This is a genomic window from Streptomyces longispororuber (assembly GCF_024448165.1).
In the GTDB taxonomy this organism is placed as follows: Bacteria; Actinomycetota; Actinomycetes; order Streptomycetales; family Streptomycetaceae; genus Streptomyces; species Streptomyces longispororuber_A.
The window spans coordinates 1-17,446 of sequence record NZ_JAMOLN010000007.1; the positions used below are offsets into that span (position 1 = coordinate 1).

At 72.7% G+C, this 17,446-nt stretch carries 20 protein-coding genes; 13 read left to right on the forward strand and 7 right to left on the reverse strand.

Annotated features, from left to right (window positions below):
- From M4J07_RS03285 to M4J07_RS03300, 4 genes are all read left to right on the forward strand, one after another.
- The coding region (locus M4J07_RS03285; protein WP_308284726.1) for a hypothetical protein at positions 1-805 on the forward strand (805 nt) is incomplete at its 5' end.
- Positions 806-910: 105 nt separating this feature from the next.
- Positions 911-2,509 (forward strand): ABC-F family ATP-binding cassette domain-containing protein, encoded by a 1,599-nt coding sequence (locus M4J07_RS03290; RefSeq protein WP_255966972.1) that lies wholly within the window; start codon positions 911-913, stop codon positions 2,507-2,509.
- A 386-nt stretch (positions 2,510-2,895) separates the two neighbouring features.
- Complete coding sequence (locus M4J07_RS03295; RefSeq protein ID WP_018533414.1) at positions 2,896-3,117, forward strand: helix-turn-helix domain-containing protein; 222 nt, start codon at positions 2,896-2,898, stop codon at positions 3,115-3,117.
- 157 nt (positions 3,118-3,274) lie between these two features.
- Positions 3,275-4,066, forward strand: a complete 792-nt coding sequence (locus M4J07_RS03300; protein ID WP_255966973.1) for an enoyl-CoA hydratase/isomerase family protein — start codon at positions 3,275-3,277, stop codon at positions 4,064-4,066.
- Between the two features lie 45 nt (positions 4,067-4,111).
- On the opposite strand, the gene M4J07_RS03305 is transcribed toward M4J07_RS03300, so the two are convergent.
- Complete coding sequence (locus tag M4J07_RS03305) at positions 4,112-4,912, reverse strand: nucleopolyhedrovirus P10 family protein (protein WP_255966974.1); 801 nt, start codon at positions 4,910-4,912, stop codon at positions 4,112-4,114.
- Between the two features lie 109 nt (positions 4,913-5,021).
- Here M4J07_RS03305 and M4J07_RS03310 point away from each other — a divergent pair, with 109 nt between their 5' ends.
- The 5 genes from M4J07_RS03310 to amaP all read left to right on the forward strand — a co-directional run bounded on the left by M4J07_RS03310 (position 5,022) and on the right by amaP (position 7,326).
- On the forward strand, positions 5,022-5,489 hold the full coding sequence (locus M4J07_RS03310; protein ID WP_255966975.1) for an Asp23/Gls24 family envelope stress response protein: 468 nt from the start codon (positions 5,022-5,024) through the stop codon (positions 5,487-5,489).
- Positions 5,490-5,555: 66 nt separating this feature from the next.
- On the forward strand, positions 5,556-5,741 hold the full coding sequence (locus M4J07_RS03315; RefSeq protein WP_127830364.1) for a hypothetical protein: 186 nt from the start codon (positions 5,556-5,558) through the stop codon (positions 5,739-5,741).
- A 3-nt stretch (positions 5,742-5,744) separates the two neighbouring features.
- Positions 5,745-6,089, forward strand: a complete 345-nt coding sequence (locus tag M4J07_RS03320) for an Asp23/Gls24 family envelope stress response protein (RefSeq protein ID WP_255966976.1) — start codon at positions 5,745-5,747, stop codon at positions 6,087-6,089.
- On the forward strand, positions 6,086-6,742 hold the full coding sequence (locus tag M4J07_RS03325; RefSeq protein ID WP_255966977.1) for a DUF6286 domain-containing protein: 657 nt from the start codon (positions 6,086-6,088) through the stop codon (positions 6,740-6,742). Before M4J07_RS03320 ends, M4J07_RS03325 begins: the two co-directional genes overlap by 4 nt.
- Positions 6,739-7,326: an alkaline shock response membrane anchor protein AmaP gene (gene amaP, locus M4J07_RS03330; protein WP_255966979.1), complete on the forward strand. Its 588-nt coding sequence runs from the start codon at positions 6,739-6,741 to the stop codon at positions 7,324-7,326. The genes M4J07_RS03325 and amaP overlap by 4 nt, the downstream gene beginning before the upstream one ends.
- 89 nt (positions 7,327-7,415) lie before the next feature.
- Here amaP and M4J07_RS03335 read toward each other — a convergent pair whose 3' ends face one another.
- The 6 genes from M4J07_RS03335 to M4J07_RS03360 form a co-directional block, all read right to left on the reverse strand.
- Positions 7,416-8,171 (reverse strand): SDR family oxidoreductase, encoded by a 756-nt coding sequence (locus M4J07_RS03335; RefSeq protein ID WP_255966981.1) that lies wholly within the window; start codon positions 8,169-8,171, stop codon positions 7,416-7,418.
- A 4-nt stretch (positions 8,172-8,175) separates the two neighbouring features.
- Positions 8,176-9,969 (reverse strand): glycoside hydrolase family 15 protein, encoded by a 1,794-nt coding sequence (locus M4J07_RS03340; RefSeq protein ID WP_255966983.1) that lies wholly within the window; start codon positions 9,967-9,969, stop codon positions 8,176-8,178.
- Between the two features lie 105 nt (positions 9,970-10,074).
- Entirely contained in the window at positions 10,075-10,869 is a 795-nt protein-coding gene (locus M4J07_RS03345) for an SURF1 family cytochrome oxidase biogenesis protein (protein WP_255967136.1), read from the reverse strand.
- Between the two features lie 91 nt (positions 10,870-10,960).
- Positions 10,961-11,194: a hypothetical protein gene (locus tag M4J07_RS03350; RefSeq protein ID WP_255966985.1), complete on the reverse strand. Its 234-nt coding sequence runs from the start codon at positions 11,192-11,194 to the stop codon at positions 10,961-10,963.
- Between the two features lie 128 nt (positions 11,195-11,322).
- Positions 11,323-12,315, reverse strand: a complete 993-nt coding sequence (locus M4J07_RS03355) for a DEDDh family exonuclease (RefSeq protein ID WP_255966987.1) — start codon at positions 12,313-12,315, stop codon at positions 11,323-11,325.
- 68 nt (positions 12,316-12,383) lie between these two features.
- Positions 12,384-13,007: a TetR/AcrR family transcriptional regulator gene (locus M4J07_RS03360; protein WP_255966989.1), complete on the reverse strand. Its 624-nt coding sequence runs from the start codon at positions 13,005-13,007 to the stop codon at positions 12,384-12,386.
- A 145-nt stretch (positions 13,008-13,152) separates the two neighbouring features.
- Here M4J07_RS03360 and M4J07_RS03365 point away from each other — a divergent pair, with 145 nt between their 5' ends.
- The 4 genes from M4J07_RS03365 to M4J07_RS03380 all read left to right on the forward strand — a co-directional run bounded on the left by M4J07_RS03365 (position 13,153) and on the right by M4J07_RS03380 (position 17,446).
- Positions 13,153-13,950, forward strand: a complete 798-nt coding sequence (locus M4J07_RS03365; RefSeq protein ID WP_255966991.1) for an acetoacetate decarboxylase family protein — start codon at positions 13,153-13,155, stop codon at positions 13,948-13,950.
- Between the two features lies 1 nt (position 13,951).
- Positions 13,952-14,836, forward strand: a complete 885-nt coding sequence (locus M4J07_RS03370; RefSeq protein ID WP_255966993.1) for an SDR family NAD(P)-dependent oxidoreductase — start codon at positions 13,952-13,954, stop codon at positions 14,834-14,836.
- A gap of 70 nt (positions 14,837-14,906) precedes the next feature.
- On the forward strand, positions 14,907-16,190 hold the full coding sequence (locus tag M4J07_RS03375; RefSeq protein ID WP_255966995.1) for an amidohydrolase family protein: 1,284 nt from the start codon (positions 14,907-14,909) through the stop codon (positions 16,188-16,190).
- Positions 16,187-17,446, forward strand: coding sequence for an amidohydrolase family protein (locus M4J07_RS03380; RefSeq protein WP_255966997.1), 1,260 nt, complete (start codon positions 16,187-16,189; stop codon positions 17,444-17,446). The genes M4J07_RS03375 and M4J07_RS03380 overlap by 4 nt, the downstream gene beginning before the upstream one ends.

Consider the following 17,446-nt stretch of genomic DNA (forward strand, 5'->3'; position numbering starts at 1 on the left):
CGTGATGGCGGTGGTGCCGCTCGACGCGACGCGAGGGACGAGGCCCGCGCAGGAGGCGCCACGACCGCTGCGCACCGCCCGGCCGGCCCCGCCCCGCCGGAGTCGCGCGGGCCTCGTCCTGCCGGTCCTCCTGGCCCTGCTCGCCCTGCCCCTGGCCGCCGCCGCGCACCAGGTCCGCCCCACCCCCTACGGCGACCACCTCGTGCGCGTGGCCGCCCAGCCGGGCGGGCCGGCCCCCCGGCTGCGGACCCGGGGAGCGGCGGTCGAGGCGTACGACACCGTGACCCGCTGGCGCCACACCCGCGCCGGGCGGCGCCCGCTCGCCGTCAGCGCCGCACCCGGCCAGGCCTTCGCCCTGTGGAGCGACGGCATGGTGACCGACACCGAGCGCGCCGACGGCCGCTCCGTGCGCTGGCACCGGGCGATCCCCGACGCCGCGGCCTGGCTGCGCACCCCGGACGCGCGCGGCGGCGCCGGCGTCCTCCAGCCGCTCGACCCCGGCGCCCGGATGCTGGCGGTCGTCACGCCGCAGCGCATCGCCGGCTACCGCACCGAGGACGGCGACCTGCGCTGGGTGCTGCCCGCGCGCGCGGGCTGCGTCTTCGAACCGGCCTCCTTCGTGCGCCGGAGCGGCGTCCTCCTCGTCGCTCAGCCCTGCGCCGACTCCGCGATCGCCTGGAGCGAGCGGATCATCGCCGTCGACGGCCTGGGCAGGGTCGTGCCGGGGCGTACGCCGCTGGGCAACGGCATGCCGCGCGCGGGGCTGCGCGGAGGCGTGGAAAAAGAGCTTGCACCCCACCGTTAAACTGGCTCGTATGACGTTTCTTCTCTGGGTGCATTAGCGGCGCCGACCGGCCCTCGCCCTGGCCCTTGCTCGTCAGTCAGCCGTTAATCCTGTCCTGGAGTCCCCGTGATCACCGCATCCGGTATCGAACTGCGCGCCGGCGCCCGCATCCTCATCGAGAACGCCAGCTTCCGTGTCGCCAAGGGCGACCGCATCGGCCTGGTCGGCCGCAACGGAGCGGGCAAGACCACCCTCACCAAGTGCCTGGCCGGTGAGGGCATCCCGGCCGGCGGCACCATCAGCCGCTCCGGCGAGGTCGGCTACCTGCCGCAGGACCCGCGCACCGGCGACCTCGACGTGCTGGCCCGCGACCGCATCCTGTCGGCCCGCGGCCTCGACACCCTGATGCGCAAGATGCGCGAGAACGAACAGCGCATCGCGAACGGCTCGGGCGCCACGCAGGCCAAGGCCCTCAAGCAGTACGAGCGCCAGGAGACGGAGTTCCTCACCAAGGGCGGGTACGCCGCCGAGGCCGAGGCCGCCACCATCGCCGCCGCGCTCAACCTTCCGGACCGGGTGCTCGGCCAGCCCCTGAACACGCTCTCCGGTGGTCAGCGCCGCCGTATCGAGCTGGCCCGGATCCTCTTCTCGGACGCGGACACGCTCCTGCTCGACGAGCCCACGAACCACCTGGACGCGGACTCGATCATCTGGCTGCGCGACTACCTGAAGACGTACAGCGGCGGCTTCATCGTGATCTCCCACGACGTCGACCTGGTCGAGACGGTCGTCAACAAGGTCTTCTACCTGGACGCGAACCGCTCCCAGATCGACGTCTACAACATGGGCTGGAAGCTCTACCAGCAGCAGCGCGAGGCCGACGAGAAGCGCCGCAAGCGCGAGCGGCAGAACGCCGAGAAGAAGGCCGCGACGCTGAACGCGCAGGCCGACAAGATGCGCGCCAAGGCCACCAAGACCGTCGCCGCGCAGAACATGGCCAAGCGGGCCGACAAGCTCCTCGCCGGTCTGGAGGAGGTGCGCCAGTCCGACAAGGTCGCCAAGCTGCGCTTCCCCGAGCCCTCGCCGTGCGGCAAGACGCCGCTGATGGCGGAGGGCCTGTCGAAGTCGTACGGCTCCCTGGAGATCTTCACCGACGTCGACCTGGCCATCGACAAGGGCTCGCGCGTCGTCATCCTCGGTCTCAACGGTGCGGGCAAGACGACCCTGCTCAAGCTCCTCGGCGGTGCCGAGAAGCCCGACACGGGCCAGGTCATCGAGGGGCACGGCCTCAAGCTCGGCTACTACGCGCAGGAGCACGAGACCCTCGACCCCGAGCGCACGGTCCTGGAGAACATGCGCTCCGCCGCCCCCGACCTCGACCTGGTCCAGGTGCGCAAGACGCTCGGCTCGTTCCTGTTCTCGGGCGACGACGTCGACAAGCCGGCCGGCGTGCTCTCCGGCGGCGAGAAGACCCGGCTCGCGCTCGCGACGCTGGTGGTCTCGTCCGCCAACGTGCTGCTGCTCGACGAGCCCACGAACAACCTCGACCCGGCCAGCCGCGAGGAGATCCTCGGCGCGCTGCGCACCTACAAGGGAGCCGTCGTCCTCGTCACGCACGACGAGGGCGCCGTCGACGCGCTCCAGCCGGAGCGGATCATCCTGCTCCCGGACGGCGTCGAGGACCTCTGGGGTCAGGGCTACGCGGATCTCGTCGCACTCGCCTGACCTCCCCGGGGAAGCCGGTCCGAGGGGCGGAAAGGCGTCAGCACGGCTTGATCGAATGACTGATCCACTCCGTATGGATCATTCGGCCGATCCGTGATCCTTCATCTGAGTGAGATCGCCTCGTACTGCGGTGTGTCCTACATGGATTTCGCCGCGGCGTCGGCCGTACAGCCCTTGTGGCGCCTGGGTAGTCGCTGACCTGCCGGTTCTCTCGAACGACTGCTTCCGGTCGTGGCGAAGGGCCTCCGGAACCTCATGTTCCACTCGTGTGGAACGCCTTCCTGCCCGGAATTCCGGGCCTACGGACCTTGCCGAATGGGTGGCCAGGAAGGCGACAAGGGGTGATCATGGGAAATCCAGAGCGCACTTCCCATGAGGAGGCACGGGTGGCCGAGACTCTGAAGAAGGGCAGCCGGGTAACCGGCGCCGCGCGCGACAAGCTCGCGGCAGACCTGAAGAAGAAGTACGACTCCGGTGCGAGCATCCGGGCACTGGCCGAGGAGACCGGCCGCTCGTATGGCTTCGTCCACCGGATGCTCAGCGAGTCCGGGGTCACGCTGCGAGGTCGCGGCGGGGCCACGCGAGGCAAGAAGGCGGCGGCGAGCTAGCGCTCTCCGTCCTGTCTTCCCTCGTTTTCCCACATGGCTCGTCCGGTTCACTGCTCCGTCGGTGACCACCCGGTCGGTCGGCTGATCGACCGGGTGGTTACTGTGCAGTCACTTACGCTTTTGCGTTGCTGATGACTGCGCAGACCCGGAGGTCCTGATGACCATGCCCGCACCGCTGCTCGACAAGGACGGCGTACGGCTCACCGTCGACGACGCGATCGCCACGGTGACCCTGACCAATCCGGACAAGCGCAACGCCCAGAGTCCCGCGCTGTGGCGGGCGTTGACCGAAGCCGGAAGGTCCTTGCCCGGGTCCGTGCGGGTCGTGGTGCTGCGCGGTGAGGGCAAGTCCTTCTCCGCCGGCCTGGACCGTCAGGCGTTCACGCCCGACGGGTTCGACGGCGAGCCGTCCTTCATCGACCTGGCACGCGGCGCCGACGACGTCCTCGACGCGACGATCGCCGAGTACCAGGACGGTTTCACCTGGCTGCGGCGCAGCGACATCCTGTCCGTCGCCGCGGTCCAGGGCCATGCGATCGGTGCGGGGTTCCAGCTCGCCCTCGCCTGTGACCTGCGCGTCGTCGCCGACGACGTGCAGTTCTCCATGCGCGAGACCAGCCTGGGCCTGGTCCCCGACCTCACCGGGACGCATCCGCTCGTCTCGCTCGTCGGCTACGCGCGTGCCCTGGAGATCTGTGTCACGGGGCGGTACGTCCACGCGGACGAGGCCGTCGCCAGCGGCCTGGCCAACGTGGCGGTCCCGGCCGAGCAGCTGGACGCCGCGACGCAGGACCTCGTCGCCGCGCTCGTGGCCGCGCCGCGGGACGCCGTGATCGAGACCAAGGCACTGCTCCAGGGCGTCGGCGGCCGGTCCCTCGACGAGCAGCGGGCGGCCGAGCGCGCCGCGCAGGGGCGGCGTCTGCGGGACCTGGCCGGCCTGGGCGAGTGACGCCCCGGCGCCCGCCGTCCGGTCCCGTGCGGTGCGGTGCACCCGTCACGAAGAAACCTCCGTCACCAGCACCGTGACCGTCGGCCGGTCCGGGAGCGCCGCAGGCACGGCCTCCCGGACCGCACCCGCCACCGTCGACGCCCGGTGCCCCGGCCCCACCGCGAGTTCCACCCGCACGTGACGGCGCGGCAGCGACGTCGCCGCGCCCGTCTCCTCGATGTGGACCGCCCGGCCGAGACCGCCCAGGGCACCGGTCAGCCGGGTGACCCCGGGAACCGCGAGGGCGGCCGCCGCGACCCGTGCCTCGTCGCCGGTGAGCGAGGGGGACTTCGGCCCGGAGGCGGGGGACGCGGGCTCCGCCGTCTCCTCGTCCCCCTCCGCCTTCTTCTCCGCCGGTTCCGCCGGTTCCGCCGGCTCCGGCGTCTCCGTCTCTTCCGGCCGGTCCTGAGCCTCGTCCAGCAGTGCCGTGACCCGGAGGTCGACCTCCGTCACCACCAGACCGAGCCCCGCGTCCGCCGCCTCCGCGAGCGCCGTGCGCAGCCGGGCGGCGGCCTGCGGCAGCGGCTCGTCCGCCGTCGCCGCGCACTCCGCCACGATCCGCAGCGGTCCCGGCGGCAGCGCGCTCGGCGGGGCCGGGACCGTGGACGCGTACGCGCCCTCGGGATCGGCGAGCGCGAGGCGCAGCGATCCGAGGCGCACACCACGGACGGCGGACACCGCGCGGCGCAGCACCGCCACGGCCGCCGGTTCCGCGATCCACGCCCCGTCGCCCGGTCCGCCCAGCGGCAGCAGCCTGCCGAGCCCGAGCTGTTGCCGTACTGCCTGTGCCCATCGGTCAGCCGTCATGGCCCCAGGCTGCCTCATCCCGGGCGCGGCCCCGGGTAACCGCACTTAGTGTGGGCAAAAGAAAGCAGCACCCGCAGGGAGACCGCACCTCACAGAGGGGACACCCCCGATGAGCGACACCGCACAGAAGCCGGGTGAGACACCCGCGACGCCCAGCAGGACCAACGTGACCAAGCGGGGCGGCGGCGACCCCGCGAGCCGCGGCCGGACCACCATCGCCGACGGAGTCGTCGAGAAGATCGCCGGGCTCGCCGCCCGCGACGTGGTCGGCGTCCACGCGATGGGCAGCGGCCTGTCCCGCACGTTCGGGGCGGTGCGCGACCGGGTACCCGGTGGCACCAAGTCCGTGTCGCGCGGGGTCAAGGCCGAGGTCGGCGAGGTACAGACCGCCCTCGACCTGGAGATCGTCGTCGAGTACGGGGTGTCGATCGCGGACACCGCGCGCGCCGTGCGCGAGAACGTCATCGCGGCCGTCGAGCGCATGACCGGGCTCGAGGTCGTCGAGGTGAACATCGCCGTCAGCGACGTGAAGCTGCCGGACGAGGAGGACGAAGAGCCGGAGTCCCGGCTCCAATGACAACCGGTGGCATCCGGTGACAGCAGGGTCCGCACCCCGGGCACGCAGCCGTAGGAGGAACGCACGATGAATCTGGCCGTGATCGGCATGATCGCCGGCATGGCCCTGGGATTCGCCGGATACTTCGGCGGCTTCGGGGCCTTCCTGCTGGTGGCGGCACTCGGCGCCATCGGCTTCGTCGCCGGCCGGTTCCTCGAAGGGGACCTGGAACCCGGCGAGTTCTTCCGTACGCGCGGCGACCGGCGGCGGTGACCGATGGCGACACAGGTCGCGCCCGCCGAGCGCGGCGCGACCCGGATCGCCGACCGGGTCGTCGCGAAGATCGCCGCGTACGCGGCACGTGAGGCACTGGACGCCGTCCCCGAGGACGGTGCGCCGCCGCACGCCACCGTCACCGTGCACCACGACACGGCCCGCGTGCGCATCAGCCTGGAGCTCGACTATCCGGCCGACATCGGCGCGCAGTGCGGTGCCGTGCGTCACCAAGTGGCGGAGCGGGTAAGGACGTTGGCGGGAATGGAGGTGCCGGAGGTGGCCGTCCAGGTGGAACGGCTGCACTCGGCACAGACGCGCGGTACGGACCGGGGGAGGATCCGGTGAGCGAGCCCACCCAGCCGGTGCCCGTCGTCGAGCGGGCCGGCGCCGACCTCGGCGACCAGTCGGCGTCCGCCGCCTCGTACGAACCGCACCCCACTCTGGAGGGCGAGGAGAAACCCGCCCGGTTCTGGTCCCACCGCCGCATCCCCGCGGCGCTCGCCGCACTCGTGCTGCTCGGCGGCGTGGGCGTCCTGCTCTACGACATCGCGGCCGTCCGCGCCGGACGGTCGGCCATGGAGTGGCGCAGCAGCCTCGCCCGGGAGCTCGCCGAGCGGCCCCTCGACGACACCGGCGTCCTGGTCGGGGCGGGTGTCGCCGTCGCCCTCGGCGTCTGGCTGCTGGTCCTCGCCGCGACGCCCGGCCTGCGCGGCATCCTGCCGATGCGCCGCACGCACACCGACGTCCGCGCCGGTCTGCACCGGGACGCCGCCGCGATGGTGCTGCGCGACCGGGCCATGGAGGTCTCGGGCGTGCAGTCCGTACGGGTCCGGATGAAGCGCTCCAAGGTGGAGGTGCGGGCCGTCTCGCACTTCCGTGAACTCGACGACGTACGGGCCGATCTGGACACCTCGCTGGGCGACGGCATCCGGGAGCTGGGTCTGGGCAGCGCCCCGGGGCTCTCCGTGCACGTGGCGCGGCCCGGCCGGAAGGGATGAACGGCGTGCTCAGGACCGTGAACCGGATCGTGCTCGGCCTGCTCGGCCTCGTCCTGGTGCTCGGCGGCGGCTCCGTGCTCGCCGTCGGGCTCGGGGTGAAACCGCCGTCCTGGTGGATCCACGACGGCAAGGACGACGTCCTGCTGAGCGTCGCCGACCGGAACCGCTGGCGCGACGACGGCTGGTGGTGGCCGACGGTCATCGCCGTGCTCGGCGTCCTGGTCCTGCTCGCCCTGTGGTGGCTGGTGGCGCAGCTGCGGCGGCGCCGTCTCGCCGAGGTGCTCGTCGACACGGGCGACGGCGAGGGCGCGCTGCTGCGCGGCCGGGCGCTGGAGGGCGTGCTCGCGGGCGGCGCCGAGGCGCTCGACGGCGTGGAGCGGGCCGGCGTCCGCCTCACCGGCCGCCGCTCGACCCCGCAGGCCCGCGTCGCCCTCACCCTCCAGCCGCACGCCGCCCCCGGCGAGGCCCTGCACCGCCTGAGCGAGGAGGCCCTGGCCCAGGCGAGGGACTCGGCGGGCCTGGCCGCACTCCCGGCAGAGGTACGCCTCCGAGCGGTCAAGCACCGCGCGGAGAGGGTGAGTTGAGCCAATCAAGCCCGTCCGGCGATTGAGGACGAGCCCGAAGGGCGATCGACGGGGGCGCAGCCCCCGTGCACCCACGCCGCGACGGACACTCAGAACCCGTGCCGGTACCCGCCGTCCACCGGCAGCATCACCCCGGTCAAGTAGGAAGCCGCGGGAGACAGGAAGAACGCCGCGGCCCGCCCGAACTCCTCCGGAGCCCCGTACCGCCGCAGCGGAATCCGCGACTCGTTCGCGGCCCGGGTCGCCTCGGGATCGGCCGAGTACCCGTCCAGCTCGCGCACGCGATCCGTGTCGATGCGGGCCGGCAGCAGCCCGACCACCCGGATCCCGCGCGGCCCCAGCTCGTCCGCGAGGGACTTGGCGAACCCGGCGAGCCCCGGGCGCAGCCCGTTCGAGATGGTCAGGCCCGGGATCGGCTCGTGCACGGAGCCGGAGAGCACGAACCCGATGACGCCGCCCTCGCCCAGCTCGGCCGCCGCGGCCCGAGCGAGCCGCACCGCCCCGAGGAACACCGACTCGAACGCCGACGTCCACTGCTCGTCCGTGTTGTCGGCGACGAAGCCGGGCGCGGGCCCGCCGACGCTGACCAGAATCCCGTCGAACCCGCCGAACTGCTCGCGCGCGGCGGCGATGAGCCGCTCCGCGACCCGCGGGTCGGCGTTGTCGGCGGCCACCCCGATCGCGTTCGGCCCGAGCTGCGCCGCGGCGTCCTTCGCCTTCTGCTCGTCGCGGCCGGTGATGACGACCTTCGCGCCGTCGGCGACGAGCTCGCGCGCGGCGGCGTTGCCGAGGCCACGGGTGGCGCCGGTGACTACGTAGACACGGTCCTTCAGTCCAAGATCCATGGCTCTATCCTGCCTCTCCGTCCCGGGCCGTGCCGAACAGGGTCAGCGCGGTGCCGACGAGACCGATGTGGCTGAACGCCTGCGGGAAGTTGCCGAGCTGGCGCTCGCCCACCGGGTCGTACTCCTCGGCGAGCAGCCCCACGTCGTTGCCGAGGGCCACCAGCCGCTCGAACAGCTCGCGCGCCTCCTTCGTGCGGCCCGTCATGTGCAGCGCGTCCGCCAGCCAGAACGAGCAGACGAGGAAGGCGCCCTCGCGCCCCGGCAGCCCGTCGACGACCGTCTCGTCCGAGCTGTAGCGGCGCAGGAAACCGTGGTGGGCCAGCTCCTCGCGGACCGCGTCGACCGTGCCGACGACCCGCGGGTCGTCCGGCGGCAGGAACCCCACGCGCGGAATGAGCAGCAGCGAGGCGTCGAGCTCCGTCGAGCCGTAGAACTGGGTGAAGGTGCCGCGCTCCGCGTCGAAGCCGCGCTCGCAGACGTCGCGGTGGACGTCGTCGCGCAGCTTGCGCAGCCGGTCGAGGTCGCCGGGCAGCCGCGGATCGTCCTCCAGGGCGCGCACGGTGCGGTCGACGGCGACCCACACCATCACCTTGGAGTGCACGAAGTGCCGGCGCGGCCCGCGCACCTCCCACAGGCCCTCGTCGGGCTCGCGCCAGGCGTCCGCCAGGAAGTCGAGCAGCGCCAACTGCAGCCGCCAGGCGTGCGGCTGGGCCTTGAGGCCGGACCGGCGGGCGAGGGCCAGGGAGTCCACGACCTCGCCGTACACGTCGAGCTGCAACTGCTGCACGGCATCGTTCCCGGTGCGTACGGGCCGGGAGCCGTGGTAGCCGGCCAGCCACGGCAGCTCGTGCTCGGGCAGGCGCCGCTCGCCCGCGAGCCCGTACATGATCTGCAGGTCGGCCGGGTCCCCGGCGGCGGCCCGCAGCAGCCAGTCGCGCCACGCCTCGGCCTCGTCCAGATAGCCGGCCGACACGAGGGCGCCGAGGGTGAGGGTGGAGTCGCGCAGCCAGCAGTAGCGGTAGTCCCAGTTCCGTACGCCGCCGATCTCCTCCGGCAGGGAGGACGTGGGGGCCGCCACGATGCCGCCGGTCGGCGCGAAGGTGAGGGCCTTGAGCGTGAGCAGGGAGCGTAGGACGGCCTCGCGGTGCGGGCCCTCGTAGCGGCACCGGTCGGACCACGCCCGCCAGTCCTCCAGGCTGTGCCGCAGCGCCTCGTGCGGGTCGACGAGCGGTGGGCGGTCCTCGTGCGAGGGGTGCCAGGTCAGGACGAACACGACCCGCTCGCCCTGTTCGACGGTGAACTCCGAGTGCGTGGAGAAGGACTCGCCCCAGGTGCGGACGGCGGGTTCGCTGCGCAGCCACACCGAGTCCGGGCCCGCGACGGCGACCCGGTGCCCGTCGGCGCGCCGCATCCACGGCACCACGGACCCGTAGTCGAAGCGCAGCCGCAGCGTGCCGCGCACGGTGACACGCCCGCTGAGCCCCTCGACGATGCGGACGACGTCCGGAGCGCGGTCGCGCTGCGGCATGAAGTCGGTGACCCGGACGCTGCCGTCGTCCGTCTCCCACTCGGTGTCGAGCACCAGGGAACCGGGCCGGTAGGCGCGGCGGGTGCAGTCGCCGGCGCCCACGGGGGCGAGCCGCCAGTGCCCGTTCTCGTCGTCGCCGAGCAGCGCGGCGAAGCAGGCGGGCGAGTCGAACCGGGGCAGGCAGAGCCAGTCGACCGAACCGTCCCGTCCGACGAGCGCGGCGGTCTGGTGGTCACCGATGAGGGCGTAGTCCTCGATGGGGCGATGCATACCGATCCGTATGCCCCGGCAAGGGCGCGGGGAACTGCGCGGTCGACCACACGCAACCGGCACGAGCCGGCAGAGGTCTGCCAGGCGGACGAACGGGGCGCGGGCTCAGCCCACGGCGGCCGGCACCTCGTCCACGGCACCGGTCTCGTCCTTGCGCCGCCGGTCCCGCAGCTCCCGCCGCAGCAGGACCACCCACCCAACCGGCACCGCGGCGGCGAACAGCCACCACTGGTACGCGTACGCGAAGTTCAGCGCCGCGTCCTCCTTGCCGGGCCGGCCGATCAGCTCGGGGGTGTCGTTCCCGGAGTCGGGGGCGGTCTGCGCGATGTACCCGCCGAGGACCTGCGCGTCCAGGCGCCGCGCCTGCTGCTCGCTGTCGATCAGCATGATCTGACGGTCGGGCAGGCCCTTGAGGTTCTTGATGCCGCTCGCCGCGGTCGTCTCGTCGGGCATCAGGCGCCCGGAGACCGTGATCTCGCCGCGGGGCGGCGCCGGGATCTTCGGGAAGGCGGTCTGGCTCGGGCCGTCGGCGGGGATCCAGCCCCGGTTGACCAGGAGGACCTTGCCGTCCTTCAGGACGAACGGCGTCAGGACGTGGTAGCCCACCGCGTCGTCGGAGTTGGTGCGGCGGCGGACGACGACCTCGTCGTCGGTGTCGAAGCGGCCCTGCGCGGTCACGGTGCGGTACCGCTCGCTGCTGGTGACGGTGTGCCCGGGGGAGGCCAGCTCCTCCACGGGCACAGGCTTCGCGCCGAGCGCGTCGGTGACCAGCTGGTTCCGTGCGGTGCGCTCGTCGTAGCGGTGCATCTGCCAGATGCCCAGCTTGATCATCGTGGGGATGAGGACGAGGGCGACCAGCGTGAGGATCACCCACTGCCGGGTCAACAGGAAGCGGTACACCCCATGACGGTACAACTCCGTCATGGGGTGTCATCCATGGGGTGCCATCAGGGGGTGCGCCCGCCCGCTGCGACGCGGCGCGGGGCGGGGCTCAGACCTTGTCGACGATGCCCACCTTCCCTTCCGCGCGGGAGCAGTGCGCCCCGCAGAACCAGTGCCCGTCGACCTCGACGCCCTGCCCGATGATGCGGCACCGGCAGTGCTCGCAGATGGGCGCCATGCGGTGGATGGCGCAGGAGAAGCAGTCGAAGACGTGCACCGCGCCCTGCGCGTGCACCTCGAAGGACATGCCGTAGTCGTTTCCGCAGACCTCGCAACGTGCCATGCGCCACAGGGTGGGCGCCGGGGCTCCGGGTGGCGAGCGGACGCGGGGCGAGTCGCCCCGCAATCACCCGACAATCACCCGTCTGTCCCTCCGGACGGCCCTCGGCCGTCCACGCCGCTCGTCCGCGCTCAGGCCTTCTCCGCGGGCGCCACGTCCTGCAGCAGCTGCCCGAACGCCGCCTCGTCCACCACCGGCGTCCCGAACTGCTTCGCCTTGACGGCCTTCGACGTGTACGAGTCCGGGTCGTTGGTCACGAGCAGGCTCGTCAGCCGCGACAGGCTCGTCGCCACGTGCAGCCCCGCCTCGACGGCCCGGTCCTCCAGCAACTCCCGCTCCACGGACGTGTCCCCGGAGAACGCGACCCGCATGCCCTGCTTGAGCGGTTTGCCCGGTTCGTAACGGCCGGGGTTCGGATACGGGCAGGCGGACCGCTTGCGCGAGGGGCGCCAGGAGCCGGCCCCGCCGCCCCGGTACGAGGACTGCGGCTGGCGCGGCACCGCCCCGGACGCGCCGTCGGTCCACTCGGTGAGCGGCCTGCACTCCAGGAGCGGCAGCCGGACGTTGCCCGCCGCGGCCGCGCGCAGGCTCGGGCGGAACGCCTCCGCGAGCACGCGCGCGTCGTCCAGCGCGTGGTGCGCGCGCTCCTGCACGACCCCGAAGTGCGCGGCGAGCGACTCCAGCTTGTGGTTGGGCAGCGGCAGGCCCAGCTCCTTGGAGAGCGCGATGGTGCACAGCCGCTGGCGGACCGGGGCGGTGCGCTGCGCGCGGGCGTACTCACGGGCGATCATCGACCAGTCGAAGACCGCGTTGTGCGCGACCAGGACGCGGCCGTCGAGGCGCGCGGCGAACTCCTCGGCGATCTCCGGGAACAGCGGCGCCCCTTTGAGGACGTCCGTCGTCAGGCCGTGGATCCACACCGGGCCGGGGTCGCGCTCCGGGTTGACCAGCGTGTACCAGTGGTCCTGGACCTCGCCCTGCGCGTCGAGCCGGTAGACGGCAGCGGAGATTATCCGGTCGTCCCTGGAGAGGCCGGTGGTCTCCACGTCGACGACCGCGTATCCCTGGGGGTACGCGGTCGGCCAGGGGGCTGCGGACGCTGGCGTCGGGCGGTCTTCGAGCATGGTCCCTGAGGATACGGGCCGTCACTGACACTTCGGTCGCCGCCCGCCCCCTCGACCGCCCGTCCGGGTCAAGTACCCGGTTCCAGGAGTGACTTGACCAGCGCGCGCACGGACAGGGTGAAGAGCCGGTCGGGATCGACCGGTCCGGCGAGCGCGCGGGCCAGGGCCGCGTCGTCCTCGGCGGTCGCGGCGTCCCACAGCTCCTCCTCGCCCGGCCGCTGCACCGGGGCCCGCTCGCGATTCCGCTCGATCAGGACAAAACCGACGACCTGGAACTGCACCGCCCGGACGGCCTCGGCGGCGCGGGCGCCCCGCAGTCCGGCCGCGTGCACCTCGTGCACCAGGGCGCGCTGCGCGGGCAGGAACATCCGCTCGGTCAGGCCGCGCTCGTGCACCATCGCCACGAGATGCGGATGGGCGCGCAGTTGCCGGCGCAGCGCGCGGGCGACGGAGACGATCCGCTCGGCCGGGCCGGCGCCGCGCGCGCGGATCGCGCCGAGGTCGGCGACGGTGCGCTCCACGAGGGCGTCGAGCAGCGACTCGCGATTGCCGACGTGCCAGTAGATCGAGGTGACCGCCGTGCCCAGCTCGGCGGCGAGCTTGCGCATGGTCAGCGCCTCGGGGCCGTGCTGCTTGACCAGGTCCGCGGCGGTCGCGAGCACCTCGTCCCGGGTGAGCGGTGCGCGTGCCATCTTCCTCACCCCCTCGACGACCGGTCGCCGACTCCCGTACGTGCACGTGTCTTTACCCTTCATCGGCGTCGGTGTAACTGTGTTACAGGCGCCTCGCGAACGACCTCCTGAAAGCCATCACCGGTTTCGAGAAGGGCGGCACGACATGGCACGCGTACGGTACGGAGCGCGCACCGAGGCGGAGATCACCGCCGCGCGCACAGCGAGCAGCAAGCTCCCCGACATCTGGTCCACCGGCGTGGTCGCCGTGTGGGAGTCCGACCCGGACGCGGTGGCCGCGGTGCTCCCGCCGCCGCTCAAGCCCACCGCCCGCCCCCTGGTGCGGGCCAACATCAGCAAGGTCGACCTGCCGGGCTACCCGCTGGGCGCCGGGTCCGTGGCCGTCGCCGCCGAGCACGGGGGAGTGGCGGGCTGGTATCCGCTCGTCATGCCGATGACGCACGAGCGGGCCCTGATCGGCGGCCGCGAGGTCTTCGGCGAGCCCAAGAAGCTCGGCGAGGTCACCGTCGAGCGCGACGGTCTCGTGGTGCGGGCCGCGCTCGCCCGGCACGGCATCGCGTTCGTGGAGGTGCGCGGCGCGGTCAGCGGCAGCCTGCCGCTCCCCGAACCGACGCAGAAGACGGACTTCTACTTCAAGTTCCTGCCCGCCGTGGTCGGGTCGGGCTTCGACGCGGACCCGGTCCTCGTGCACTGCCTGCGCAACGAGAAGGTCAGGAAGCTGGAGGCGGTCACCGGCGACGTCGTCCTGCGCGAGTCGATGTACGACCCGGTCGCCGACCTGCCCGTGCGCACCCTGGTCGAGATCACCATCGGCGAGAAGACCACCGACCAGAAGGGCCGGGTCGCCGAGCGGGTCAGCGCCCAGGCCCTGCTCCCGTACATCCACCAGCGCTACGACGACCCGCAGCAGATCCTCGACGGCCCGCCCGAGGGGAGCGTGTGACATGGAGCTGACGGAGGGGCAGGTCGCCGTCGTCACCGGTGCGGCGAGCGGCATCGGGCTCGCGATGGCCCGGCGGTTCGCCGCCGGCGGCCTCAAGGTGGTCCTCGCCGACGTCGAGAAGGGCGCCCTGGAGGCCGCGGCCGCTGGGCTGCGGGCGGACGGGGCGACCGTGCACGCGCGCGTGGTCGACGTCGGCGAGCGCGAGCAGGTCATGGCGCTGGCCGAGGACACGTACGCGACGTTCGGCGCGTGCCACGTGCTGTGCAACAACGCGGGCGTCGGCTCGGGCGCCGAGGGCCGCATGTGGGAGCACGAACCCAACGACTGGAAGTGGGCGTTCGACGTCAACGTGTGGGGCGTCTTCCACGGCATCCAGGCGTTCGTGCCCCGCATGATCGCGGGCGGCGAGCCGGGCCACGTCGTCAACACGTCCTCCGGGGACGGCGGCATCGCCCCGCTGCCGACGGCCTCCGTGTACGCGATCACGAAGGCGGCCGTGGTCACGATGACGGAGTCGCTGTACGCCCATCTGAAGGCGGAGCACGCGCGCGTGGGCGCCTCCGTCCTCTTCCCGGGCCCCCACATGCTGCGCACCGGCCTGTGGGAGTCGCACCGCAACCGGCCCGACCGGTTCGCCAAGGAGCGCCCCCGCAGGACGCCGTACCGCAGCCTCGACCAGTGGGAGGCCGCCATGAAGGCGGCGGGCAAGGAGGTCGAGTTCACGCCCGTGGAGCAGGTGGCCGAGCTCGTCGCCGACGGCATCGCCGCCGACCGGTTCTGGCTGCTCCCGGAGAGCGAGCACAGCGACCGGCAGATCAGGGCTCGCTCGCAGTCGATGCTGGACCGGGCGAACCCGGCGTACCTGGAGAGCTTCATCCTCGACTGACCGGACCGGCTGGACCGACCCGACCCGACCCGACCGACTCCACCGCCCCGACCGACAGGAGGGACGCACGATGAGCAACCAGGACCCGTACCTGATCATCTCCTCCGACTGCCACGCCGGACTCCCCACCGAGGAGTACCGGCCCTATCTGGACAGCCGGTTCCACCGGGCCTTCGACCAGTTCCTCGGCGAGCGCGACGCGCGCCGCGAGGAGGCCACGCGGCTCGGCATCCGCAACGACGCCTTCGCCGCGAAGTGGTTCGCCGACAACGAGGAGGGACTGCGCGGCGGCTGGGACGCCGCGCAGCGCCTCAAGGAGCTCGACGGCGACGGCGTGGCCGCCGAGGTCGTCTTCCCCGACGCGGACGCCGTCGACAGCCGGACGGCCGCGCCCTTCGGCGTCGGCCTCGGCCTCTCCGGCGACCAGGACCCCGAGCTCGGCATGGCGGGCGCGCAGGCGCACAACCGGTGGCTCGCGGAGTTCGTCGGGCAGAATCCCGAACGGCACTGCGGCGTCGCCCTCTTGCCGATCACCGCCGACCCGGACAAGGTCGTCGCAGAGGTGCACCGCGCCAAGGAGTCGGGGCTCGGCGCCCTGATGATCCCCTCCATGTGGGTCGACCACGACCCGTACCACGCGGCTCGCTACGACCCCGTGTGGGCGGCGGCGGCCGAGTGCGAGATGCCTGTGGTGACACATTCAGGAGCGGCGCCGCGCCACGAGTACGGCGACCATCTGGGCATCTACGTGAGCGAAGTGACGTGGTGGCCGGCGCGTCCGCTGTGGTTCCTGCTGTGGTCCGGGGTCTTCGAGCGGCACCCGGGACTGAAGTTCGGCGTCGCGGAGTCGGGCTGCTGGTGGCTGCCGAACCTGCTGTGGTTCATGGACCGCCTCTACCTGGGCGCCCACGGCGGCAAGAAGCTGTCCCCGTTCGCCGAGCTGAAGCGCCCGCCGCACGAGTACCTCGACCGGCAGGTCTTCGTCTGCGCCACCAACACCAAGCGCCGCGAACTCGCCCAGCGCTACGAGATCGGCGTCGACAACATCCTGTGGGGCAGCGACTTCCCGCACCCCGAGGGCACCTGGCCCGACACACGCGCGTGGCTCGGCCGGACCTTCCACGACATCCCGGTCGCCGAGACCCGCCGCATGCTCGGCCTCGCCGCCGCCGAGGTGTTCGGCTTCGACACCGAGAAGCTGGCCCCGCTCGCCGCCCGGATCGGGCCGACCCCGGCCGACCTCGGGCAGGACGCCGACCAGAGCGCCGTCGAGGCGTCCTGGGCGCGCTCGCGCGAGGTGGGCCGGCACTGGCTGACCGACCACGACTTCCCGACGCTCGGGGTGACCCCATGACCGCATCGCACCCTTCCGGGGACCGCTACACCGTCATCTCCGCCGACTGCCACGCGGGCGCCGACCTCCTCGACTACAAGCCCTACTTGGACGCCGGACACCACGACGCGTTCGACGCGTGGGCGGCCACGTACGTGAACCCGTACGAGGACCTCCTCGCCGACACCGCCGACCGCAACTGGAACTCGGACCGGCGCATCGCCGAGCTGGAGCGGGACGGCATCGTCGCCGAGGTCGTCTTCCCCAACACCATCCCGCCGTTCTTCCCGTCGGCCTCGCTGATGGCTCCCGCGCCCACCCGCGCGGAGTTCGAGCAGCGCTGGGCCGGGCTGCGGGCCCACAACCGGTGGCTCGCGGACTTCTGCGCCGCCGCCCCCGGACGCAGGGCGGGCGTCTTCCAGATCCTCCTCAACGACGTCGACGAGGCGGTGAAGGAGATCCGCTGGGCGGCCGGGGCGGGCCTGAAGGGCGGCCTGCTGCTGCCCGGCACCCCGCCCGGCTCCGGCCTGCCCGAGCTCTACTCGGCCGCGTACGACCCGATCTGGCGGGTCTGCGCCGAACTCGGCGTGCCCGTCAACCACCACGCGGGCTCGGCGTCCCCGCCGCTCGGCGACGAACCGGCGGCCCGCGCCGTCTTCATGGTCGAGACGACGTGGTTCTCGCACCGCGCCCTGTGGCACCTCGTCTTCGGCGGTGCCTTCCGCAAGCACCCGGACCTGAAACTGGTCCTCACCGAGCAGGGCTCGGGCTGGATCCCCGGCGTCCTGGACATGCTGGACTACTACCACGGGCGCCTGGTGGCCGCCGCGACGAAGGCGACGGCCTCGACGGCCAAGACCGCGGAGTCCAAGTTCGGCGCGGGGCTCGCCGAGTCGATGGGCAAGGGCCCCTCCACCGTGTGGCGCGAGAACTGCTACGTGGGAGCGAGCTTCATGCGCCCCCACGAAGTGCCGCTGCGCGACCGGATCGGCCTCGACAAGATCATGTGGGGCAGCGACTACCCGCACGACGAAGGCACCTACCCGTACACGCGCGAGGGCCTGCGCATCGCCTACGCGGGGCTGCCGCGCGAGGAGATCGCCGCGATGGTCGGCGGCAACACCGCCCGGGTCTACGGCTTCGACCTCGACCTCCTCGACCCGATCGCGGCCCGCGTCGGCCCGACCGTCGCCGAACTCGACGAGCCGCTCAAGGAACCGCCCGCGGACGCGACCAGTCCGGTGTTCGCGACGGGAGGGTCGGTACGGGTCTGGTGA

Bases quoted from the DNA above. Each gene is read 5' to 3' on its own strand.
- M4J07_RS03380 (WP_255966997.1), top strand. From the start codon at position 16,187: ATGACCGCATCGCACCCTTCCGGGGACCGCTACACCGTCATCTCCGCC.
- M4J07_RS03335 (WP_255966981.1), bottom strand. From the start codon at position 8,171: ATGGATCTTGGACTGAAGGACCGTGTCTACGTAGTCACCGGCGCCACC.
- M4J07_RS03360 (WP_255966989.1), bottom strand. From the start codon at position 13,007: ATGGCACGCGCACCGCTCACCCGGGACGAGGTGCTCGCGACCGCCGCG.
- M4J07_RS03300 (WP_255966973.1), top strand. From the start codon at position 3,275: ATGACCATGCCCGCACCGCTGCTCGACAAGGACGGCGTACGGCTCACC.
- M4J07_RS03315 (WP_127830364.1), top strand. From the start codon at position 5,556: ATGAATCTGGCCGTGATCGGCATGATCGCCGGCATGGCCCTGGGATTC.
- M4J07_RS03310 (WP_255966975.1), top strand. From the start codon at position 5,022: ATGAGCGACACCGCACAGAAGCCGGGTGAGACACCCGCGACGCCCAGC.
- M4J07_RS03350 (WP_255966985.1), bottom strand. From the start codon at position 11,194: ATGGCACGTTGCGAGGTCTGCGGAAACGACTACGGCATGTCCTTCGAG.
- M4J07_RS03355 (WP_255966987.1), bottom strand. From the start codon at position 12,315: ATGCTCGAAGACCGCCCGACGCCAGCGTCCGCAGCCCCCTGGCCGACC.
- M4J07_RS03340 (WP_255966983.1), bottom strand. From the start codon at position 9,969: ATGCATCGCCCCATCGAGGACTACGCCCTCATCGGTGACCACCAGACC.
- M4J07_RS03365 (WP_255966991.1), top strand. From the start codon at position 13,153: ATGGCACGCGTACGGTACGGAGCGCGCACCGAGGCGGAGATCACCGCC.
- M4J07_RS03320 (WP_255966976.1), top strand. From the start codon at position 5,745: ATGGCGACACAGGTCGCGCCCGCCGAGCGCGGCGCGACCCGGATCGCC.
- M4J07_RS03370 (WP_255966993.1), top strand. From the start codon at position 13,952: ATGGAGCTGACGGAGGGGCAGGTCGCCGTCGTCACCGGTGCGGCGAGC.
- amaP (WP_255966979.1), top strand. From the start codon at position 6,739: ATGAACGGCGTGCTCAGGACCGTGAACCGGATCGTGCTCGGCCTGCTC.
- M4J07_RS03305 (WP_255966974.1), bottom strand. From the start codon at position 4,912: ATGACGGCTGACCGATGGGCACAGGCAGTACGGCAACAGCTCGGGCTC.
- M4J07_RS03375 (WP_255966995.1), top strand. From the start codon at position 14,907: ATGAGCAACCAGGACCCGTACCTGATCATCTCCTCCGACTGCCACGCC.